Origin of the sequence: Citrobacter sp. MNAZ 1397 (assembly GCF_023613995.1) — a bacterium.
Classification (GTDB): domain Bacteria; phylum Pseudomonadota; class Gammaproteobacteria; order Enterobacterales; family Enterobacteriaceae; genus Phytobacter; species Phytobacter ursingii.
The window spans coordinates 67,455-84,842 of sequence record NZ_JAKIVH010000002.1 but is presented as its reverse complement, the minus strand read 5'-3'; the positions used below and the strand labels follow the sequence as shown (position 1 = coordinate 84,842).

The window sequence follows — 17,388 nt, the reverse complement described above, 5'->3', positions numbered from 1 at the left end:
CGTTCATGCAACATGAAGTATGACGGGTATAACTCATTGTTTTACTTATATCGCATTACGGTCGAATCTGCCAGGTGTGATAGTTGTTGCATTTATGTGGCAAATTTCATGGCAGAATTCACAATTCTGTAAGCAACAAAATGTACATATCATTTCTTTTGTGGCTCAGATCTAAAAAGGACACCTCTGATGATTAAGTTTAGCGCAACGCTCCTTGCCACGTTGGTCGCATCCAGCGTGCAAGCGGCAACGGTGGATCTCCGGATTATGGAAACCACTGATTTGCATAGCAACATGATGGACTTTGATTACTATAAAGATTCTGCGACAGAAAAATTCGGACTGGTACGCACTGCCAGCCTGATCAATGCTGGCAGGAGTGAAGTCAAAAATAGCGTGCTGGTGGATAACGGCGACTTAATTCAGGGCAGCCCGCTGGGCGATTATATGGCAGCCAAAGGGCTGAAAAAGGGCGACATCCACCCTGTCTATAAAGCGCTGAATACGCTGGACTATACCGTTGGCAACCTCGGTAACCACGAGTTCAACTATGGCCTCGATTATCTGCATCGGGCACTGGAAGGGGCCAAATTCCCTTACGTGAATGCCAACATTATCGATGTCAAAACCCAAAAGCCGCTGTTTACCCCGTATCTTATTAAAGAGACCGCCGTTACCGATACCGACGGCAAAACGCATACGGTGAAAATTGGCTATATCGGCTTTGTTCCGCCGCAAATCATGGTGTGGGATAAAGCGAACCTGAGCGGCAAAGTGACGGTTAACGACATCACCGAAACGGCGAAGAAATATGTTCCGGAGATGCGCGAAAAAGGGGCCGACCTGGTGGTGCTGGTTGCCCACTCTGGCCTCTCTTCAGAACCTTATCAGGCGATGGCAGAAAACTCTGTCTACTACTTAAGCGAAGTCCCCGGCGTTGACGCGATTCTGTTTGGTCACGCCCATGCGGTCTTCCCGTCAAAAGATTTCGCAACCATTAAAGGCGCGGATATCGCGAAAGGCACGTTAAACGGCGTGCCATCAGTGATGCCAGGCATGTGGGGCGACCATCTCGGCGTGGTGGATCTGGTATTGAACAATGATGCCGGCAAGTGGCAGGTCACCTCTTCAAAGGCCGAAGCGCGCCCGATTTATGATACTGCTGGCAAAAAATCGCTGGCGGCGGAAGACAGCAAACTGGTGGAAATCCTGAAACACGATCACGATGCCACCCGTCAGTTCGTCGGCAAGCCTGTTGGCAAATCCGCCGACAATATGTACAGCTTCCTCTCCCTTGTACAGGATGACCCGACCGTACAGGTTGTTAACAACGCCCAGACGGCTTATGTGAAGCACTTTATTCAGGGCGACCCGGATCTGGCGAACCTGCCGGTATTATCTGCCGCCGCACCGTTCAAAGCCGGTGGCCGCAAAAATGATCCGGCCAGTTTTGTTGAGGTAGAAAAAGGGCAGCTCACCTTCCGTAACGCCGCTGACCTGTATCTCTACCCCAATACGCTGGTAGTCGTGAAAGCGACAGGCAAAGAGGTGAAAGAGTGGCTGGAGTGCTCCGCCGGGCAGTTTAATCAGATCGATACCACCAGCACGAAGCCCCAGTCATTAATCAACTGGGAGACCTTCCGTACCTATAACTTCGATGTCATTGACGGGGTGAAATACCAGATTGATGTGACGCAGCCTGCTCGTTATGACGGTGAGTGTCAGAGCATCAATCCGCAGGCAGAGCGCATTAAAGATCTTACCTTCAACGGTAAACCGATCGACCCGGATCAGGTGTTCCTGGTGGCAACCAATAATTACCGCGCCTATGGCGGCAAATTCGCCGGTACAGGTGACAGCCATATCGCCTTTGCCTCGCCGGATGAAAACCGCGCGGTACTGGCAAAATGGATAACCGACGAATCGGCAAAAGCGGGCGAAATCCACCCGGCAGCGGATAACAACTGGCGCCTGGCGCCGATTCACAGCAATACGGCGCTGGATATCCGTTTCGAAACCTCACCTTCTGAGAAGGCGGCTGCGTTTATCAAAGAGAAAGCGCAGTACCCGATGAAGAAGGTCGGTACGGACGAGATTGGCTTTGCGCTCTATCAGGTGGATTTGAGTAAGTAAGCCGTTTACCCCGCAACTTTAGCCCGGATAAGGCGCCTGCACCGCATCCGGAAACATCCCCGGTGGCGCTGCGCTAACCGGGGCTACAGGCCTTTGTGCAGGCACGGCGTAGCCCGGATAAGGCGTTCACGCCGCCATCCGGGTTCACTCAGGCGGCACGGTCATCTCGCGTCGCCAGTACCTGCGGCAAATTCAGTTCAATCCAGTCGGCCAGAGCGGCGACTTTCTCGCTAATCTGCTCACCCATCGGCGTCAGGCTATACTCCACATGCGGCGGCACTACCGGATACGAAATACGGTTAATAAAACCGTCCTGTTCCAGCGCCTGGAGAGATTGCGCCAGCATCTTTTCGCTGACGCCGCCCATCTTGCGGCGCAAATCGCTGAAACGGTGGGTACCGTGGCGTAGCGCCACCAGAATCAGTACGCCCCAGCGGCTGGTTACGTGTTTAAGCACCTCACGCGAGGGGCACTCTTCTGCAAATAGATTACCGTCGCGCATCCGCTCGCTCAGAGTGGGATTTGTGTTTTCCATACTTACCTTTTTGTACGTACTTACTAAAAGTTAGCTATGGTGATAGTGTGCCATAACACAAGACAAACACGAAGGAGATTCATCATGATCGCAGTGACTGGCGCTACAGGCCAACTGGGCGCACTGGCTGTTGAAGCCTTACTGAAAACCGTCAACGCGAGTGAGATCGTCGCGATTGTACGTAACCCGGCAAAAGCCGACGCGCTGGCGCAGAAAGGGGTCGTCGTTCGTCAGGCCGACTACGGCGATCAGGCGGCGCTCACTGCTGCGCTGACGGGCGTAGAAAAACTGCTACTGGTCTCTTCCAGCGAAGTCGGACAGCGTGCCGCCCAGCATCGTAACGTGATTAACGCAGCCAAAGCGGCGGGCGTGAAGTTTATCGCCTATACCAGCCTGCTGCATGCGGATAAATCTCCGTTGGGTCTGCATGTTGAGCATGTTGAAACCGAAAACATGCTGGCCGATTCCGGCATCCCCTACGCCCTGTTGCGCAATGGCTGGTATACCGAAAACTACCTGGCCAGTGCCCCCGCAGCTCTGGCTCATGGCGTGTTTATTGGCGCTGCGGGAGAGGGTAAAATCGCCTCGGCAACCCGCGCAGATTATGCCGCTGCTGCCGCACGTGTTATCAGCACCGACGGCCATGCCGGAAAAGTCTACGAACTGGCCGGTGACAGCGCCTGGACACTCAGTGAACTGGCGGCTGAACTGAGCAAACAGAGCGGTAAACCGGTGGTCTATCAGAACATGAGCGAAGCCGAGTTTGCTGGCGCGCTGAAAGGCGTTGGCCTGCCGGATGTGTTCGCCAACCTGCTGGCTGATTCGGATATCGGTGCCTCGAAAGGGGGTTTATTCGATGACAGCCATACCCTGAGCAAACTGATTGGTCGCCCGACCACCCCGCTCGCGGAAAGCGTCAAAGGCATCCTGTAACTGTTACAGGATGGTTAATTTTTGTAGCACGCCGCCGGGTCATCCTTAATAATGTGAGGATGGCCCGAGCGGAGACAAAAAGTGGAAGGCGTACCGGAACAATTCTTTGACGAGCGAGACAGTGCACGTTTTCGTCACCTGGCACACCTGCCGGGCGTCGAGCTTTACCATGCGCATATTTCCCGTTACGCCTTTGAGCCCCACACCCACGAAGCCTTCGGTATCGGCGCAATCGAAGCGGGCGCCGAACGCTTTCGTTATCGCGGCACACAGTACGTAGCGCCTGCCAATTCCGTTGTCACCATGAACCCGGACGAGCTGCATACCGGCGAGGCGGAAACCGAGTATGGCTGGCGCTATCGCATGATCTATCTCGACCCCGCGTTGCTGGAAGAGGTGACCGGTATCCGTCACTGGTGGTTTAGCGATGCAACCCGTCACGATCCCCTGCGTACGGCCCACATCTGCCGCTTGATTCACGGCCTGTGGCACACCGATGATTCGCTGGCGCAAAAAGGGATGCTACTGGACCTGATCGATACCTTTACGCCACTGGCTCGCCACGCGCCGGTCAGTCAGGAAGGGACTCATCGTTTTGCACGGGTCCGCGACTATCTGCATGATAATTTCATGCACCCCCTGACGCTGGATGAGCTGGCACAGGTGGTCTCGTTAAGTCCGTACCATTTTCAGCGTCAGTTCAAAGCCCATTTTCACGTAACACCCCATCAAATGCTGATGGCGATCCGTCTGTGGCGGGCGAAAGATTTCCTGACCCACGGGATGCCCGCCGCCGAAGTCGCCGCCGCCACCGGGCTGACTGACCAGTCACACCTTACCCGCGCCTTTACGCGTCGTTACGGCATTACCCCCGTGCGCTACCAGAAGCAGGTCGCCCGGCGCTAATGCGCAATCTCATACAATATTCCGTTGTCCTCCCCTCCTACACTGTGACGGCAAACAGAAACGTCAGGTGGAAGTATGATTAGTGGTGTGTTGTATGCCCTGCTCGCGGGTATGTTGTGGGGGCTTATTTTTGTCGGGCCGTTAATTGTGCCGGATTACCCGGCAGCCTTGCAGTCAACCGGCCGTTATCTGGCGTTAGGGATCATTGCCCTGCCGCTGGCCTGGCTGGGTCGTCAGCGTCTACGGCAGTTAACGCAGAAAGACTGGCTCACCGCGCTGGCGCTGACCATGATGGGCAATCTGATCTATTACGTCTGTCTTGCCAGCGCGATTCAGCGCACCGGAGCACCGGTTTCGACGATGATCATTGCTACCCTGCCCGTGGTTATCCCGATATGCGCGAACCTGCTCTATAGCCAGCGTGACGGCAAACGCGCCTGGAACAGCCTCGCCCCGGCGCTACTCTGTATTGCGGCAGGACTGGCCTGCGTCAATATTGCCGAGCTGCACGGCGGCCTGCCGGATTTCTCCTGGTGGCGCTATGGCTCCGGCATTGCCCTTGCGCTGGTTTCCGTCGCCTGCTGGGCGTGGTATGCGCTGCGTAACGCCCGCTGGCTGCGGGAAAACCCGGACAAGAACCCGATGATGTGGGCAACCGCGCAGGCGCTGGTGACGCTCCCGGTCTCTTTGCTCGGCTATGCGGCTGCCTGTCTCTGGCTGCACGTGCAACAGCCTGGTTTTGCACAACCTTTTGGTCCGCGCCCGGCAGTGTTTATCGGTTTGATGTTCACCATTGCGATACTCTGCTCCTGGGTTGGCGCTATGTGCTGGAATGTTGCCAGTCAGCGTTTACCGACGGTGATTGTCGGGCCGCTGATTGTTTTTGAAACCCTGGCGGGCCTGCTTTATACCTTCATGCTACGCCAGCAAACGCCGCCATGGCTCACCCTTTGTGGTATCACCCTGTTGGTCTGTGGCGTGGTCATGGCCGTACGCGCGAAGCCAGAAAAGCCTCTGGTTCAGCCAGTTTCAGACCACCGTTAATCGTGGTCTTGTTTACCTTGCCCCGAAAGGGGTATATCATCGAATTAAAGATGCATTTAAAATGCATGTTATAATTTCTGATGAGGTAAATGCTATGGCCTTCCGTGACCAACCCCTGGGTGAACTGGCGCTATCCATTCCACGTGCGTCAGCGCTGTTTCGTAAATACGATATGGATTACTGCTGCGGCGGTAAGCAGACGCTGGAGCGCGCCGCATCCCGCAAAGAACTGGATGTGGGTATCATCGAAGCCGAGCTGGCGAAACTGGCCGATCAGCCCATCGAGAAAGAGTGGCGCGTCACTGCGCTTAGCGAAATCATCGATCACATCATCGTGCGTTATCACGACCGTCACCGTGAACAACTTCCGGAGCTTATTCTGCAGGCGACCAAAGTGGAGCGTGTTCATGCTGACAAACCCAACGTGCCAAAAGGCTTAACCAAATACCTGACCATGCTGCACGACGAGCTTTCCAGCCATATGATGAAAGAAGAGCGCATCCTGTTTCCGATGATTAAAGAGGGAATGGGCAGCCAGGCGATGGGCCCCATCAGCGTGATGGAAAGCGAACATGATGACGCTGGCGAGCTGCTGGAGGTGATCAAACACATTACCAATGGCGTGACACCGCCGCCGGAAGCCTGCACCACCTGGAAAGCGATGTATAACGGTATTAACGAACTGATTGATGACCTGATGGAACACATCAGTCTGGAAAACAACGTTCTGTTTCCGCGTGCCCTCGCAGGGAATTAATGTAAGGCGCCCGAGAGCGCCCTGTTCCATGGAAGTCACTTTAGAGCCGCCTGCGCGGCTCTTTTTTATATCTGCGCTTCATCTTTCCGATGCGGCACCTGACGCGCCTTATCCGGGCGTAGCCCCGGCAAGCGTTAGCGCCACCGGGGATGCAGGAACTACGAATGCTTAACGCATACCTGCCAGACGTTTTTTACCCACAATCAGCCAGCCCGCACCCAGCACGATAAACCAGATTGGGGTGACAATCAGCGCCTGACGGGTGTCCTCTTCCAGCGTCAACAACACCAGTACGAACACAAAGAACGCCATGCATACCCAGCACATCACTTTGCCAAGCGGCATTTTGTAGATGGACGCTTCATGTAACTGCGGACGCTGTTTGCGATAGACGAGGTAAGAGCAGAGGATAATCGTCCAGACGAACATAAACAGGATGGCCGAGACGGTGGTAATCATAGTGAACGCCGCAATCGCGCTTGGGTTCACGTACAGCATCACCACACCACCCAGCAAGCAGATACAGGAGAAGGTCAGCCCTTTCGCCGGTACAGCACGTTTAGAGAGCTTACCGAACGCTTTCGGCGCAACGCCATCTTGCGCCAGACCGAACAGCATACGGCTGGTCGAGAACACGCCGCTGTTGGCGGAAGACGCGGCAGATGTCAGTACCACGAAGTTAATGATGCTCGCTGCGGCAGGAAGGCCCACCAGAACAAATAGCTCAACAAACGGGCTCTTATCCGGCACCACGGAACTCCATGGGGTAACGGACATGATCACAATCAGCGCAAACACATAGAACATAATGATGCGGATTGGGATGGAGTTGATGGCGCGCGGCAGCGATTTTTCCGGGTCTTTGGTTTCCGCCGCGGTAGTACCAACCAGCTCAATCCCCACAAAGGCAAAAACGGCAATCTGGAAACCGGCAAAGAAACCGCTGATGCCTTTCGGGAACCAGCCACCGTCGTTCCACAGATGCGCAATGGAGGCTTCAACCCCGGTCGGCGATTTGAAGCTTGTCAGCACCATCACCAGACCCACAACAATCAGCGCCACAATGGCGACGATTTTGATCATCGCAAACCAGAACTCCATCTCACCGAACATTTTTACGGTGGCGAGGTTGAGACTCAGCAGAACGACGACAATGGTCAGCGCCACCACCCAGTCGGATAGTCCGGGGAACCAGAACTGCGCGTAAGCGGTGATCGCCACCACATCGGCCATCCCGGTGACGACCCAACAGAACCAGTATGTCCAGCCGGTAAAATACCCTGCCCACGGTCCGAGCAGGTCGGCGGCGAAGTCGCTAAAAGATTTGTATTCAAGGTTCGACAGCAGCAACTCACCCATCGCACGCATGACGAAAAACAGCATGAAACCGATGATCATATAGACAAAAATGATCGACGGTCCTGCAAGGCTGATGGTTTTCCCGGAGCCCATAAACAGCCCGGTACCGATGGCGCCACCGATAGCAATAAGCTGAATATGACGGTTTGTGAGATTTCGCCGCAGCGATTGTTCAGTCGATGCCTCTTCGTCGGCCGCGACTTTTACCTGATCTACCATGTTTATATCCTGTCTGTGTTGTTGAGGCTCTTCTGGCCTTTAAATGCATACTTCGCCCTTTCGCGGACGCAACGATATTAGGTAAGAATTGGTAGGATGAATACTCTGAATTAAAACAGATGTTAAATATTTGTTTAAAGTGAGCAGCATATCACTCAAATTAGGGGATGGAGTTCACAAAAATACACCGCAATTCGCGCATGGCAAGATAAAGTATCGAAACTAATTCATTTAATGAATAATTAACGCATATCGACTTCCTCTCCCCCTGATGAGGAGAGGAAAACACCGGGAGGATTACAGGATTTCCAGTAATTCCACTTCAAATACCAGGGTGCTGAATGGCGGGATAGATGCGCCAGCGCCACGCTCGCCGTAGGCCAGCTCGTGCGGAATCGTCAGTTCCCATTTGGAGCCAACCGGCATCAGAGTCAGCGCTTCGATCCAGCCGCCAATCACGCCGTTTACCGGGAATTCAGCCGGTTCGCCACGGGCGACGGAACTGTCGAACACGGTACCGTCAATAAGTTTACCGGTGTAGTGAACGCGGACACGGTCAGTGCGCGCCGGGATAGCGCCTTCGCCCTGGGTGATAACGCGGAACTGGAGACCAGATTCGGTGCTGTTCACACCCTCTTTCTCGCGGTTTTCATCCAGATATTTCACGCCTTCTGCCGCCATCTCTTCAAAGCGCGCACGACGTACTGCATCAGCACGTTCGTGGATTTCACGCAGCGCACGATGAACAACATCCACCGGCACTGCCGGTTGTTTACCTGCCAGCGCGTCAGCAATACCTGCGACCAGCGCTTCCGGCAACAGCCCCTGTAAGCCGGAGTCGCTAAGCTGCTGTCCTACCTGCAAACCAATGCCATAGCTGGCCTGCGCTTCGATCGTGTCAAACGTTGGGGTTGTCATGGGTTTTCCTTTCATCACTTTTTAAGGTAGCGCGCAGCATAGCAGCCACGCTGCAGCGGGTAAAACTTTGTCGTAGTAAAGATGACAAATCGCAGAGAAACAGAAACAATACTCCCGGTAAGATAATTCTCATTATGATGTCACGAGACAATGCATTACACAGCCAATCAGGTAGTTAGCCATCTATACTCAACGAGACAGGATAAATGATGACGCGGAGCAGGAGGAAAGCCATGCCCGGGCGATTTGAACTGAAACCTACCCTGGCGAAAATCTGGCGCGCCCCGGATCATTTTCGCATTCTGGATCCGCTTCCGCCGATGCACCGTCGAGGGCTGATCCTCGCTTTTTTGTTGGTGGTTATTGGTTTCCTGCTGCCCACCCCGAAAGAGACGGTGACGCCACCCACCTCTGTCGGACGAGAAGCACAATTGAATATTCAGTCGCAATCACAGCCGCAGACACAATCGCAGCCTTCTCAACCGCTTGTAACCTCTCCTCCGGTACAAAACCAGCAACCCGCTCCTGTCCTTAACGAGGAGCCGCAGGCCGTGCAGGAGCCGATACAACAGGAACGTCCGGTCGCCGAACACTCTGCCCCTTCAGCCTCTTCCGCTGGCGGTATTGAGCAGCAGTGGCGCACCTACCGTGTCGAACAGGGCAAAACGCTGGCCCAGGTCTTCCGCGACCACAATTTACCGCCAACCGATGTCTATGCCATGGCAAAAGTCGAAGGCGAAGGTAAACCGCTCAGTACTCTGCAAAGCGGCCAGATGGTGAAAATTCGTCAGAACGCGAATGGGGTCGTCACCGGGTTAACCATCGAAAATGGCAGCGGCCAGTCTGTTTTGTTTGTCCGCCAGCAGGACGGCAGCTTTATTCGGGCGCGGTAAGCTCCACAGGCCGGATGAGCGTCAATGTCATCCGGCTTTTGGCGTTAATCGCTTTTCCTGGCGACCTTGTTTACCCACCAGATGCCCGAGCACACCAGCGCCAGCGCAACAGCGTATTTTAGTTCGAGAATATTCTCGCCCAGAAAAATGGCCGACAGTAACGCACCTGAGACCGGGATTAAGAAGTTAAACGGCGCAATCATCCCCACCCGATTGTACTTGAGTAGAATGCTCCACAGCGCAAACGCAACCGAGGAGAGCAGCGTCAGGTAGCCGAGAATCGCCACCGAGGAAGGGCCATGCACGGTAAGCTCGCCGCCAAAAACATACCCGCCGACCGCGAGCACTACGCCGCCAAACCCCAGTTGATAACCCGTCATCACCATCGGATCGATCGTTTGCGAAATGCGTTTGCCGTACAGTGTTGATGCAGACAGAATAAACGCCGCCAGGATCACAAAGCCGTCGCCCATCAGGCTAAAACTAAAATCCATCAGGCCACTGTTCAGATTTACCACCATCACGCCAACAAATCCCATCACGCAGCCAAGAGTTTTGTTATAGCTCAGCTTGTCATTCTGGTAGATAAAGTGGGCCAGCAGCACGCTAAAGAAGGTACCCGTCGCATTCATAATTGAACCTTTCACCCCAGTGGTGAAGGCCAGACCAATATAAAAGAAGACGTACTGGAGTGAGGTTTGCGTGGCCCCTAGCAGCGCCAGTTGACCAAACTGCCGGGAAGAGAGCCGGGCCAGCGGACGACGCTGCGCCAGCGCAAGCAGTAATAACAGTAACCCTGCGAAGAAAAAGCGATACCCCGCAAAGACGATTTTTGAGGGAATATCATCCACGGCAATCTGGAAAATCTCATACCCGCTTTTAATCGCCGGGTAGGCGCTTCCCCATAATAAACAGCAGAATGCCGCGCCCGCATACGCTGCATTTTTTCGCGCAAAAAGCGGAACCTGGTGTATCGTTTCCATACATTCACCAATTTAAAATAACGTTTTATTTTTAATTATTGCGGAATAGCCAGGAAATGGAAACAGATATGCGAAAACAGAGATCAGGTTGTGAGCTCGAAGGGATAAAAAGGAAAAAACGGGGGGATAAAAAGCAAAACGCCGGCACAAGGCCGGCGTTTTTACGCAACGTCAGAAGCTAATTACTCAGCAACAACGTTAACGATCAGTTTAGCGAATACTTCGCTGTGAACCTGGAAGTCCACTTCGTGCTCACCAGTGGTACGCAGAACGCCGTTCGGCAGACGAACTTCGCTCTTAGCCACGTCAACGCCAGCTGCAGTTACAGCGTCAGCGATGTCGCGAGTACCGATGGAACCGAACAGTTTACCTTCGTCGCCAGATTTGGAAGCGATGGTTACAGTGCCCAGTGCGTTGATTGCTTCAGCGCGAGCGTTAGCAGCCGCCAGAACGTCAGCCAGTTTGGCTTCCAGTTCAGCGCGACGAGCTTCGAAAAACTCAACGTTTTTCTTGGTAGCCGGAACAGCTTTACCCTGTGGAACCAGGAAGTTACGAGCGTAACCCGCTTTAACGTTTACCTGATCACCCAGGCTGCCCAGGTTTGCTACTTTATCAAGCAGAATAACTTGCATTACCTTATCCTCTTAAAGTCGTATTAATGGACCGTGCCCGATTACTGATGACGATCAGTGTACGGCAGCAGAGACAGGTAGCGAGCGCGTTTGATAGCGCGAGCCAGCTGACGCTGGTATTTTGCACGAGTACCGGTGATACGGCTTGGGACAATCTTACCGCTTTCGGTGATGTAGTTTTTCAGCGTAGCGATATCTTTATAGTCGATCTCTTGAACGCCTTCCGCGGTGAAACGGCAGAACTTGCGACGACGGAAATAACGTGCCATATGGCTAGTCTCCAGAATCTATCAATTCAATCTGCTCGGCATGCAGAACCATTTTGGTCAGGCCGTTCTTTGCCTTGTGGCAAGAGATGAACCCCTGAACGATTACTGCACTACCGACCGTTATACTGTGAGTAATGGCCTGGTTTTCGTGTCCGCTTATAATAACGGGCATTTGGCACCACGCCTGCCGGTGAAACCCGGCTTCCTCCTGCACAGAACGGTGCTCAAGCACGAACTGGCAGTGAGGAATTCCTGATGGACTGACCTTTCGAAGGGGGGTCCTGCACACGGTGCCGGACAACACCAGACGGTTGGTCATCAGAAATTACTCTTCAGAATCCCCAGCATCTGCATCATCTGCGGTTTCGTTTGCGAAATCATCGCGACGCTCACGGCGCTCGTCTTTCGCTTTAACCATCGGAGATGCTTCGGTAACAGCGTGTTTAGTACGCATAACCATGCTGCGGATAACGGCATCGTTGAAGCGGAAGTTTGTTTCCAGCTCATCGATAACTTCCTGCGGCGCTTCAACGTTCATCAGAACGTAGTGAGCTTTATGCAGTTTGTTGATCGGGTAAGCCAGCTGACGGCGGCCCCAGTCTTCCAGACGGTGGATCGTACCTTCTGCTGCAGTGATTGCACCAGTGTAACGTTCGATCATGCCCGGAACCTGTTCGCTCTGGTCAGGATGGACCATAAAAACGATTTCGTAATGACGCATCGAATTGCTCCTTACGGATTATTCAGCCTCCTGTCTGGGTCAGCCGCGGCCCGGGGAGGCAAGGAACGTGATTAAAGGGCGGCTGAAAAATTGACGCGTCATAATACTTATCTCACCTGCCAAACTCAAGCTGATTGCACAAATAATTCGCACTAAGCGCAAAGCCGCTTCACAGCGTGCGATTAAAATTAAACAAAACGGATTACGGCAAATTTTTGAACGACAGCATCAGAAATGGTCGCGATACGTTTTGGCGAGAAAGCGTAAACTTTAAACATACCCAATGACACGGGAGGAAAGATGTTCTGGTAGTCACACGACGTAAGCAGTAATGGGGCACAATATTATGAAAAACATCGCAATTTTACTCACAGCGCTACTCCTTAGCGCCAATGCGGCGGCAGCCATCAAAATCGACGGGCGGCAGGCCAAAAACATGGATGATGTGCAGAGCTTAGGCGTTATTTACATTAACCATAACATCGCCACTGAAAGCGAAGCGGATCAAGCACTCAAAGTCGAAACCGACGCGAAGGGTGCGAAATATTATCACCCGGTCTTACTTCGGGAACCGGGCAGCAATGGCCTGATTCATGCCAGCGCTGACATTTACCGCTAGTACACACAAACAAAATTACCCTTGCCATTATTACCTTGCCCTCTCCCACGAGGGCTTTTTTTTGCTCATCATCAAAGGATAATTATTTGTGCTGTATGCTTATTAAAACCGCAGGTCGCTGATGTAATACCCTCTTAAGAAACGGATCATCAGGAGTGATATCGTGTTTGTACGTTTTGCAATCCTGAGTCGTATCCCGAAAGGTGTTTGGGTTCTCGGCGGCGTAAGCCTGTTAATGGATGTCTCGTCCGAGATGATCCACAGTCTGTTACCTCTCTTTATGGCGACCACGTTAGGTGCCAGCGTCATTATCATTGGTCTGATCGAAGGGTTTGCGGAAGCAACCGCGCTTATCATTAAAGTGTTTTCTGGTGTGCTCAGCGACTATCTGGGTAAACGAAAAGGGCTGGCCCTGTTGGGCTATGGTATGGGAGCATTCAGTAAGCCGCTGTTTGCTTTAGCCGCCTCCTCTGGCCTCGTATTCGGCGCGCGGATGATTGACCGCGTTGGCAAAGGGATCCGTGGGGCGCCTCGCGACGCGCTGGTTGCCGATGTCACGCCCCCCGACATTCGCGGTGCCGCATTCGGCCTGCGCCAGTCGCTGGATACCGCCGGGGCTTTCCTTGGTCCTCTACTGGCCGTGGGACTGATGTTTCTGTGGAGCAACGATTTCCAGTCCATCTTTTGGGTGGCAGTGATCCCTGGCGCACTGGCCATCGCGCTGCTCTATTTCGGGCTTGATGAACCCAAAACACCCATTACCAACAAGCGCACCAACCCGCTTACCCGTGAGAACCTGGCAAAACTCAGCAGCGCTTACTGGTGGGTCGTTGGACTGGGCAGCCTCTTTACCCTCGCCCGTTTTAGCGAAGCCTTCCTGGTTCTGCGTGCACAGCAGATGGAGATTCCACTGTTTGCCATTCCGCTGGTAATGGTCGCGATGAACCTGGTGTACGGTCTGACAGCTTACCCTTTTGGTAAACTTTCCGACGGCATGAGCCACAGTAAAATGCTGCAGGCGGGTCTGCTGGTATTGATTGCCGCCGATCTGGTACTGGCGTTAAGTCACCACTGGAGTGCGCTGCTTCTCGGCGTTGGCCTGTGGGGTATACATATGGGAATGACCCAGGGTTTGCTGGCGGCAATGATCGCCCATACCGCGCCTGCAGAACTACGCGGCACCGCTTTCGGCATGTTTAACCTGATGAGCGGTATCGCTCTACTGCTGGCCAGCGCCGGCGCCGGTATTTTGTGGGAAACCCTGGGCGCGGCCTCAACATTTTATGCCGGTGCCGTGATCTGCGTGATTACGCTAGCCGGGATGCAATGCATACCCTCAGCCTATCGTCAGGCATAAAAAGGCCCCGGAATCAGACCAGTAACATCCCGAAGGCGTAAACATTCCGGAGCATAATTAATGTGCGATCCCAGCAGTGCTTCACCTGGCCGGGCGATGACCTACTGACCATAATAGGCATTCGGCCCGTGTTTACGCATAAAGTGCTTGTTCATCAGATAATTATCAATCGGTTTTAACGCCGGATTGATACCACATGCGATCCAGGCCATCCGGGCAACCTCTTCCATGACCACCGCATTATGAACAGCGTCCGCAGCATCCTTTCCCCATGCAAACGGACCGTGCTGGTAAACCACCATTCCCGGCGTATGCAGTGGATTACTTTTACCCAGCGTCTCGACGATCACTTTTCCGGTGTTGAGTTCATATTCTTCCCGTACCTCTTCTTCAGAAAGTGCCCGGGTGCAGGGAATATCGCCAAAGAAATAATCTGCATGCGTGGTGCCAAGCGCCGGAATGGCCAGCCCCGCTTGCGCCCAGGCCGTGGCATGCGTGGAATGGGTATGTACAACACCGCCAAGCTGCGGATAGCGCCGGTACAATTCAAGGTGTGTTGCGGTATCGGAAGACGGGCGCCACTGCCCTTCCACCCTGTTACCCTGAACATCCACCACAACCATGTCATCTGGCTTCATGTGCTCATAGGCAATACCGCTGGGCTTAATCACCACCAGCCCACGTTCACGGTCAATAGCGCTGACATTTCCCCAGGTAAAGGTTACTAACCCATAGCGTGGCAGATCCATATTGGCGTCAAATACCTGCTGTTTAAGCTTTTGCATTATGCCGCCTCCACTAAACCTGCATTTGCCATTCGCGCTTTCACCCAGTCACGCGCTTTTAGCACTTCTGCCGCAGGATCGTCTGCCGTTTCACTCCACATCTCGATCAAATAGGGACCACAGTAGCCGCTCTCTTTGAGCGTGGAGAAACAACGTTCAAAATCCACTACGCCAGTGCCAAAGGGGACATTTTTGAAAACGCCAGGGCGCGTATCTTTGACATGAACCGCAACGATATGGCCGACGCCTGCCAATAGCTCCATCTGCACGTCGTTATCCCAGGCAGAAAGGTTGCCGATATCCGGATAGAGCTGAAACCACGGGTTATTAAGGTAGTGTGCGTACCCCAGCGCTTTGCTGATCGAGTTCATCAGCGGGTAATCCATAATTTCCATCGCCAGGGTTACCTGCGCGCGACTGGCCATTTCAACGCTTTCTTTGAGCCCGTCACGAAAACGGCGGCGCGTTTCATCATTTGCCTGCTGGTAATAAACATCATAACCAGCGAGCTGAATCACGCGGATACCGGTATCCTGCGCAAACCGGATAGCCTTGCGCATGATCTCCAGACCCTGGTTGCGTACCGCGTCATCTTCGCAGCCCAGCGGAAAACGCCGATGCGCACTCAGACACATAGAGGGAACGCGAACACCCGTTTCGGCTATCGCAGCCACCAGCGCCAGACGCTGCTCGGGGTGCCAGTCGAGGCGGGCAAGACGCGCATCGGTTTCATCAACCGACATTTCGACAAAATCGAAACCCAGCGTTTTCGCCAGTCGCAGCCGTTCCAGCCAGCACTCCCCCGCAGGGAGTGCTTTTTCGTAGATACCCAGCGGGATCTGTTTCGACAACATGCCCGCTCCTTAGCCCCATAGTTGAGCAATCGAGCGCTTGAACTGACGCGCCGCTTCAACCGGGTCAGCGGCGTCGCGGATACTGCGCCCGGCAATAAAGACGTGAACGGGAATGCCCTTGAACAGCGGCAGGTCCTCCAGCGCCAGCCCGCCGGTCACCGTCACCTTAAAGCCCATTTCGGCCAGCTTTGTCACCGCATTGATATCCGCGTCACCCCAGGCGACACCTGCCGCCTGCGCATCACGGCTGCGGTGATAGACAACTTGTTGAATGCCTGCATCTCGCCACTGCTGCGCCTGTTGCCACGTCCAGTAGCCGGTCAGTTCAATCTGAACGTCGCCGTTAAACTCTTTCGCCACATCCAGTGCGCCTTTGGCCGTGTTGATATCAGCGCAACAGATCACGGTCACCCAGTCAGCATTGGCTTCAAAGCACATTCTTGAAAGGATTTTCCCGGCGTCGGCAATTTTGGCGTCGGCCAGTACAATTTTGTGAGGGTACAGTGCCTTGAGATCGCGAACAGCACGAACGCCCTCGCCAACGCATAAAATGGTGCCTACCTCAATAATATCCACCTCTTCGGCAATTAAGCGGGTGGTCTCATAAGCATGTGACAGCGTCTGGTTATCCAGGGCCACCTGTAACATCGGTAAATCAGACATGTTTTTGCTCCTTATACAGACGCCGCCGTGGCGCTATCAATTAAATCCAGTACCTGTTGCGCCGTGCGACAGGCGCGTAAACGGTCAAAATTCGTTTCATCTTCAAACAGGTTGACGATTTGCATGATGCCGTCTTCCTGATGCGTACGTGCATCCACTGCCGCCAGAGTGATGAGAATGTCGACCGGATCGTTGTCTTCGTGATTAAAAGCCAGCGGTGTTTTTAGGGTCACCAGTGCAAAGCCATTTTTCTTCACCCCTTCTTCCGGGCGGCCATGAGGCATGGCAAGCCCCGGGGCAATCACGAAGTACGGTCCGAATCTTTCAACGCCATCCAGAATGGCCTGGTAGTAACGCGGTTCAACAACCTCAGCCTCTACCAGAAGATCCACGCCAAGCTTCACTGCCTCCTGCCACGTTCTGGCCTCTGCCTGTAAGCGAATCGAATTGTTCTCCGCCAGAGAGTCACGTAATTTCATAGTGAGTCCTTATTTCACATCCTGTGCAAAATGGGCGTTGATGACTTCCATCAGCTTCGGACCAAAATCAGCGGCAGAGAGCATATTGCGTACCCCAACCACGTACTTATTACCGGAGACCTCGATTTCGCTGGCAACATGGGTAGAGGCAATGATGATGTCCGCCCCGCTCAGCTCGCTTTTGTATTCCCCCACTGCGCAGCTGTTCACCGTATGGTCGACCTTTTGTTGCGTCAAAAACTGGTCAACTTTCATTTTCATGATCATGGAACTGCCTTGCCCACAACCACACACAGCCAGAATACGTACGGTCATAATCAAACTCCTTT

The 17,388-nt window shown here is 53.6% G+C and carries 21 protein-coding genes; 8 read left to right on the top strand and 13 right to left on the bottom strand.

Features of this window, described 5'->3' with window-relative positions; all coding sequences use genetic code 11:
* Nucleotides 1–189: 189 nt before the first annotated feature.
* Nucleotides 190–2,133 (top strand): bifunctional 2',3'-cyclic-nucleotide 2'-phosphodiesterase/3'-nucleotidase, encoded by a 1,944-nt coding sequence (locus tag L2097_RS15140; RefSeq protein ID WP_250353205.1) that lies wholly within the window; start codon nucleotides 190–192, stop codon nucleotides 2,131–2,133.
* Between the two features lie 148 nt (nucleotides 2,134–2,281).
* On the opposite strand, the gene L2097_RS15135 is transcribed toward L2097_RS15140, so the two are convergent.
* The gene (locus tag L2097_RS15135; protein WP_250353204.1) at nucleotides 2,282–2,668 is read right to left on the bottom strand and encodes a winged helix-turn-helix transcriptional regulator; all 387 of its coding nucleotides are present in this window, start codon (nucleotides 2,666–2,668) and stop codon (nucleotides 2,282–2,284) included.
* An 84-nt stretch (nucleotides 2,669–2,752) separates the two neighbouring features.
* On the opposite strand from L2097_RS15135, the gene L2097_RS15130 reads away from it, so the two are divergent.
* The 4 genes from L2097_RS15130 (at nucleotide 2,753) to ytfE (ending at nucleotide 6,308) form a co-directional block, all read left to right on the top strand.
* Complete coding sequence (locus L2097_RS15130; RefSeq protein ID WP_047372064.1) at nucleotides 2,753–3,601, top strand: SDR family oxidoreductase; 849 nt, start codon at nucleotides 2,753–2,755, stop codon at nucleotides 3,599–3,601.
* A gap of 81 nt (nucleotides 3,602–3,682) precedes the next feature.
* Nucleotides 3,683–4,507 carry an AraC family transcriptional regulator gene (locus tag L2097_RS15125; protein WP_047372065.1) on the top strand — a complete coding sequence of 275 codons (825 nt, stop codon included), beginning with the start codon at nucleotides 3,683–3,685 and terminating at the stop codon, nucleotides 4,505–4,507.
* 75 nt (nucleotides 4,508–4,582) lie between these two features.
* The gene (locus L2097_RS15120; RefSeq protein WP_250353203.1) at nucleotides 4,583–5,551 is read left to right on the top strand and encodes a DMT family transporter; all 969 of its coding nucleotides are present in this window, start codon (nucleotides 4,583–4,585) and stop codon (nucleotides 5,549–5,551) included.
* A 94-nt stretch (nucleotides 5,552–5,645) separates the two neighbouring features.
* Nucleotides 5,646–6,308: an iron-sulfur cluster repair protein YtfE gene (ytfE, locus tag L2097_RS15115; RefSeq protein ID WP_250353202.1), complete on the top strand. Its 663-nt coding sequence runs from the start codon at nucleotides 5,646–5,648 to the stop codon at nucleotides 6,306–6,308.
* Nucleotides 6,309–6,476: 168 nt separating this feature from the next.
* Here ytfE and cycA read toward each other — a convergent pair whose 3' ends face one another.
* On the bottom strand, nucleotides 6,477–7,886 hold the full coding sequence (gene cycA / locus L2097_RS15110) for a D-serine/D-alanine/glycine transporter (protein WP_142516796.1): 1,410 nt from the start codon (nucleotides 7,884–7,886) through the stop codon (nucleotides 6,477–6,479).
* A 297-nt stretch (nucleotides 7,887–8,183) separates the two neighbouring features.
* Nucleotides 8,184–8,804, bottom strand: a complete 621-nt coding sequence (bamJ, locus tag L2097_RS15105; protein WP_039077783.1) for a BamJ family beta-barrel-assembly machinery protein — start codon at nucleotides 8,802–8,804, stop codon at nucleotides 8,184–8,186.
* Nucleotides 8,805–9,037: 233 nt separating this feature from the next.
* On the opposite strand from bamJ, the gene L2097_RS15100 reads away from it, so the two are divergent.
* Nucleotides 9,038–9,697, top strand: coding sequence for a LysM-like peptidoglycan-binding domain-containing protein (locus L2097_RS15100; RefSeq protein WP_250353201.1), 660 nt, complete (start codon nucleotides 9,038–9,040; stop codon nucleotides 9,695–9,697).
* 44 nt (nucleotides 9,698–9,741) lie between these two features.
* Here L2097_RS15100 and L2097_RS15095 read toward each other — a convergent pair whose 3' ends face one another.
* The 5 genes from L2097_RS15095 to rpsF form a co-directional block, all read right to left on the bottom strand.
* Nucleotides 9,742–10,680, bottom strand: a complete 939-nt coding sequence (locus L2097_RS15095; RefSeq protein WP_085005192.1) for a DMT family transporter — start codon at nucleotides 10,678–10,680, stop codon at nucleotides 9,742–9,744.
* 182 nt (nucleotides 10,681–10,862) lie between these two features.
* Complete coding sequence (gene rplI, locus L2097_RS15090) at nucleotides 10,863–11,312, bottom strand: 50S ribosomal protein L9 (RefSeq protein ID WP_047372071.1); 450 nt, start codon at nucleotides 11,310–11,312, stop codon at nucleotides 10,863–10,865.
* Between the two features lie 41 nt (nucleotides 11,313–11,353).
* Complete coding sequence (gene rpsR / locus L2097_RS15085; RefSeq protein WP_000135199.1) at nucleotides 11,354–11,581, bottom strand: 30S ribosomal protein S18; 228 nt, start codon at nucleotides 11,579–11,581, stop codon at nucleotides 11,354–11,356.
* A gap of 4 nt (nucleotides 11,582–11,585) precedes the next feature.
* Complete coding sequence (gene priB / locus L2097_RS15080) at nucleotides 11,586–11,900, bottom strand: primosomal replication protein N (RefSeq protein ID WP_047372072.1); 315 nt, start codon at nucleotides 11,898–11,900, stop codon at nucleotides 11,586–11,588.
* Nucleotides 11,901–11,906: 6 nt separating this feature from the next.
* Entirely contained in the window at nucleotides 11,907–12,302 is a 396-nt protein-coding gene (gene rpsF, locus L2097_RS15075) for a 30S ribosomal protein S6 (RefSeq protein ID WP_020456251.1), read from the bottom strand.
* A 346-nt stretch (nucleotides 12,303–12,648) separates the two neighbouring features.
* Between rpsF and yjfY the strand changes: the two genes are divergently transcribed.
* On the top strand, nucleotides 12,649–12,921 hold the full coding sequence (gene yjfY / locus L2097_RS15070; RefSeq protein ID WP_039077825.1) for a DUF1471 family protein YjfY: 273 nt from the start codon (nucleotides 12,649–12,651) through the stop codon (nucleotides 12,919–12,921).
* 163 nt (nucleotides 12,922–13,084) lie between these two features.
* Complete coding sequence (locus L2097_RS15065; protein WP_250353200.1) at nucleotides 13,085–14,278, top strand: MFS transporter; 1,194 nt, start codon at nucleotides 13,085–13,087, stop codon at nucleotides 14,276–14,278.
* Between the two features lie 101 nt (nucleotides 14,279–14,379).
* Here L2097_RS15065 and L2097_RS15060 read toward each other — a convergent pair whose 3' ends face one another.
* From L2097_RS15060 to ulaB, 5 genes are read right to left on the bottom strand one after another with little or no spacing between them, the layout of a single operon-like run.
* Nucleotides 14,380–15,063: an L-ribulose-5-phosphate 4-epimerase gene (locus L2097_RS15060; protein ID WP_047372074.1), complete on the bottom strand. Its 684-nt coding sequence runs from the start codon at nucleotides 15,061–15,063 to the stop codon at nucleotides 14,380–14,382.
* A complete protein-coding gene (locus L2097_RS15055) occupies nucleotides 15,063–15,917 on the bottom strand; it encodes an L-ribulose-5-phosphate 3-epimerase (protein ID WP_047372075.1) in 855 nt (284 codons plus the stop codon). The genes L2097_RS15060 and L2097_RS15055 overlap by 1 nt, the downstream gene beginning before the upstream one ends.
* 9 nt (nucleotides 15,918–15,926) lie before the next feature.
* Nucleotides 15,927–16,580, bottom strand: coding sequence for a 3-keto-L-gulonate-6-phosphate decarboxylase UlaD (locus L2097_RS15050; protein ID WP_250353199.1), 654 nt, complete (start codon nucleotides 16,578–16,580; stop codon nucleotides 15,927–15,929).
* 11 nt (nucleotides 16,581–16,591) lie between these two features.
* The gene (gene ulaC / locus L2097_RS15045; protein WP_047372076.1) at nucleotides 16,592–17,059 is read right to left on the bottom strand and encodes a PTS ascorbate transporter subunit IIA; all 468 of its coding nucleotides are present in this window, start codon (nucleotides 17,057–17,059) and stop codon (nucleotides 16,592–16,594) included.
* A gap of 9 nt (nucleotides 17,060–17,068) precedes the next feature.
* Nucleotides 17,069–17,374: a PTS ascorbate transporter subunit IIB gene (ulaB, locus tag L2097_RS15040; protein WP_039077792.1), complete on the bottom strand. Its 306-nt coding sequence runs from the start codon at nucleotides 17,372–17,374 to the stop codon at nucleotides 17,069–17,071.
* Between the last annotated feature and the right edge of the window lie 14 nt (nucleotides 17,375–17,388).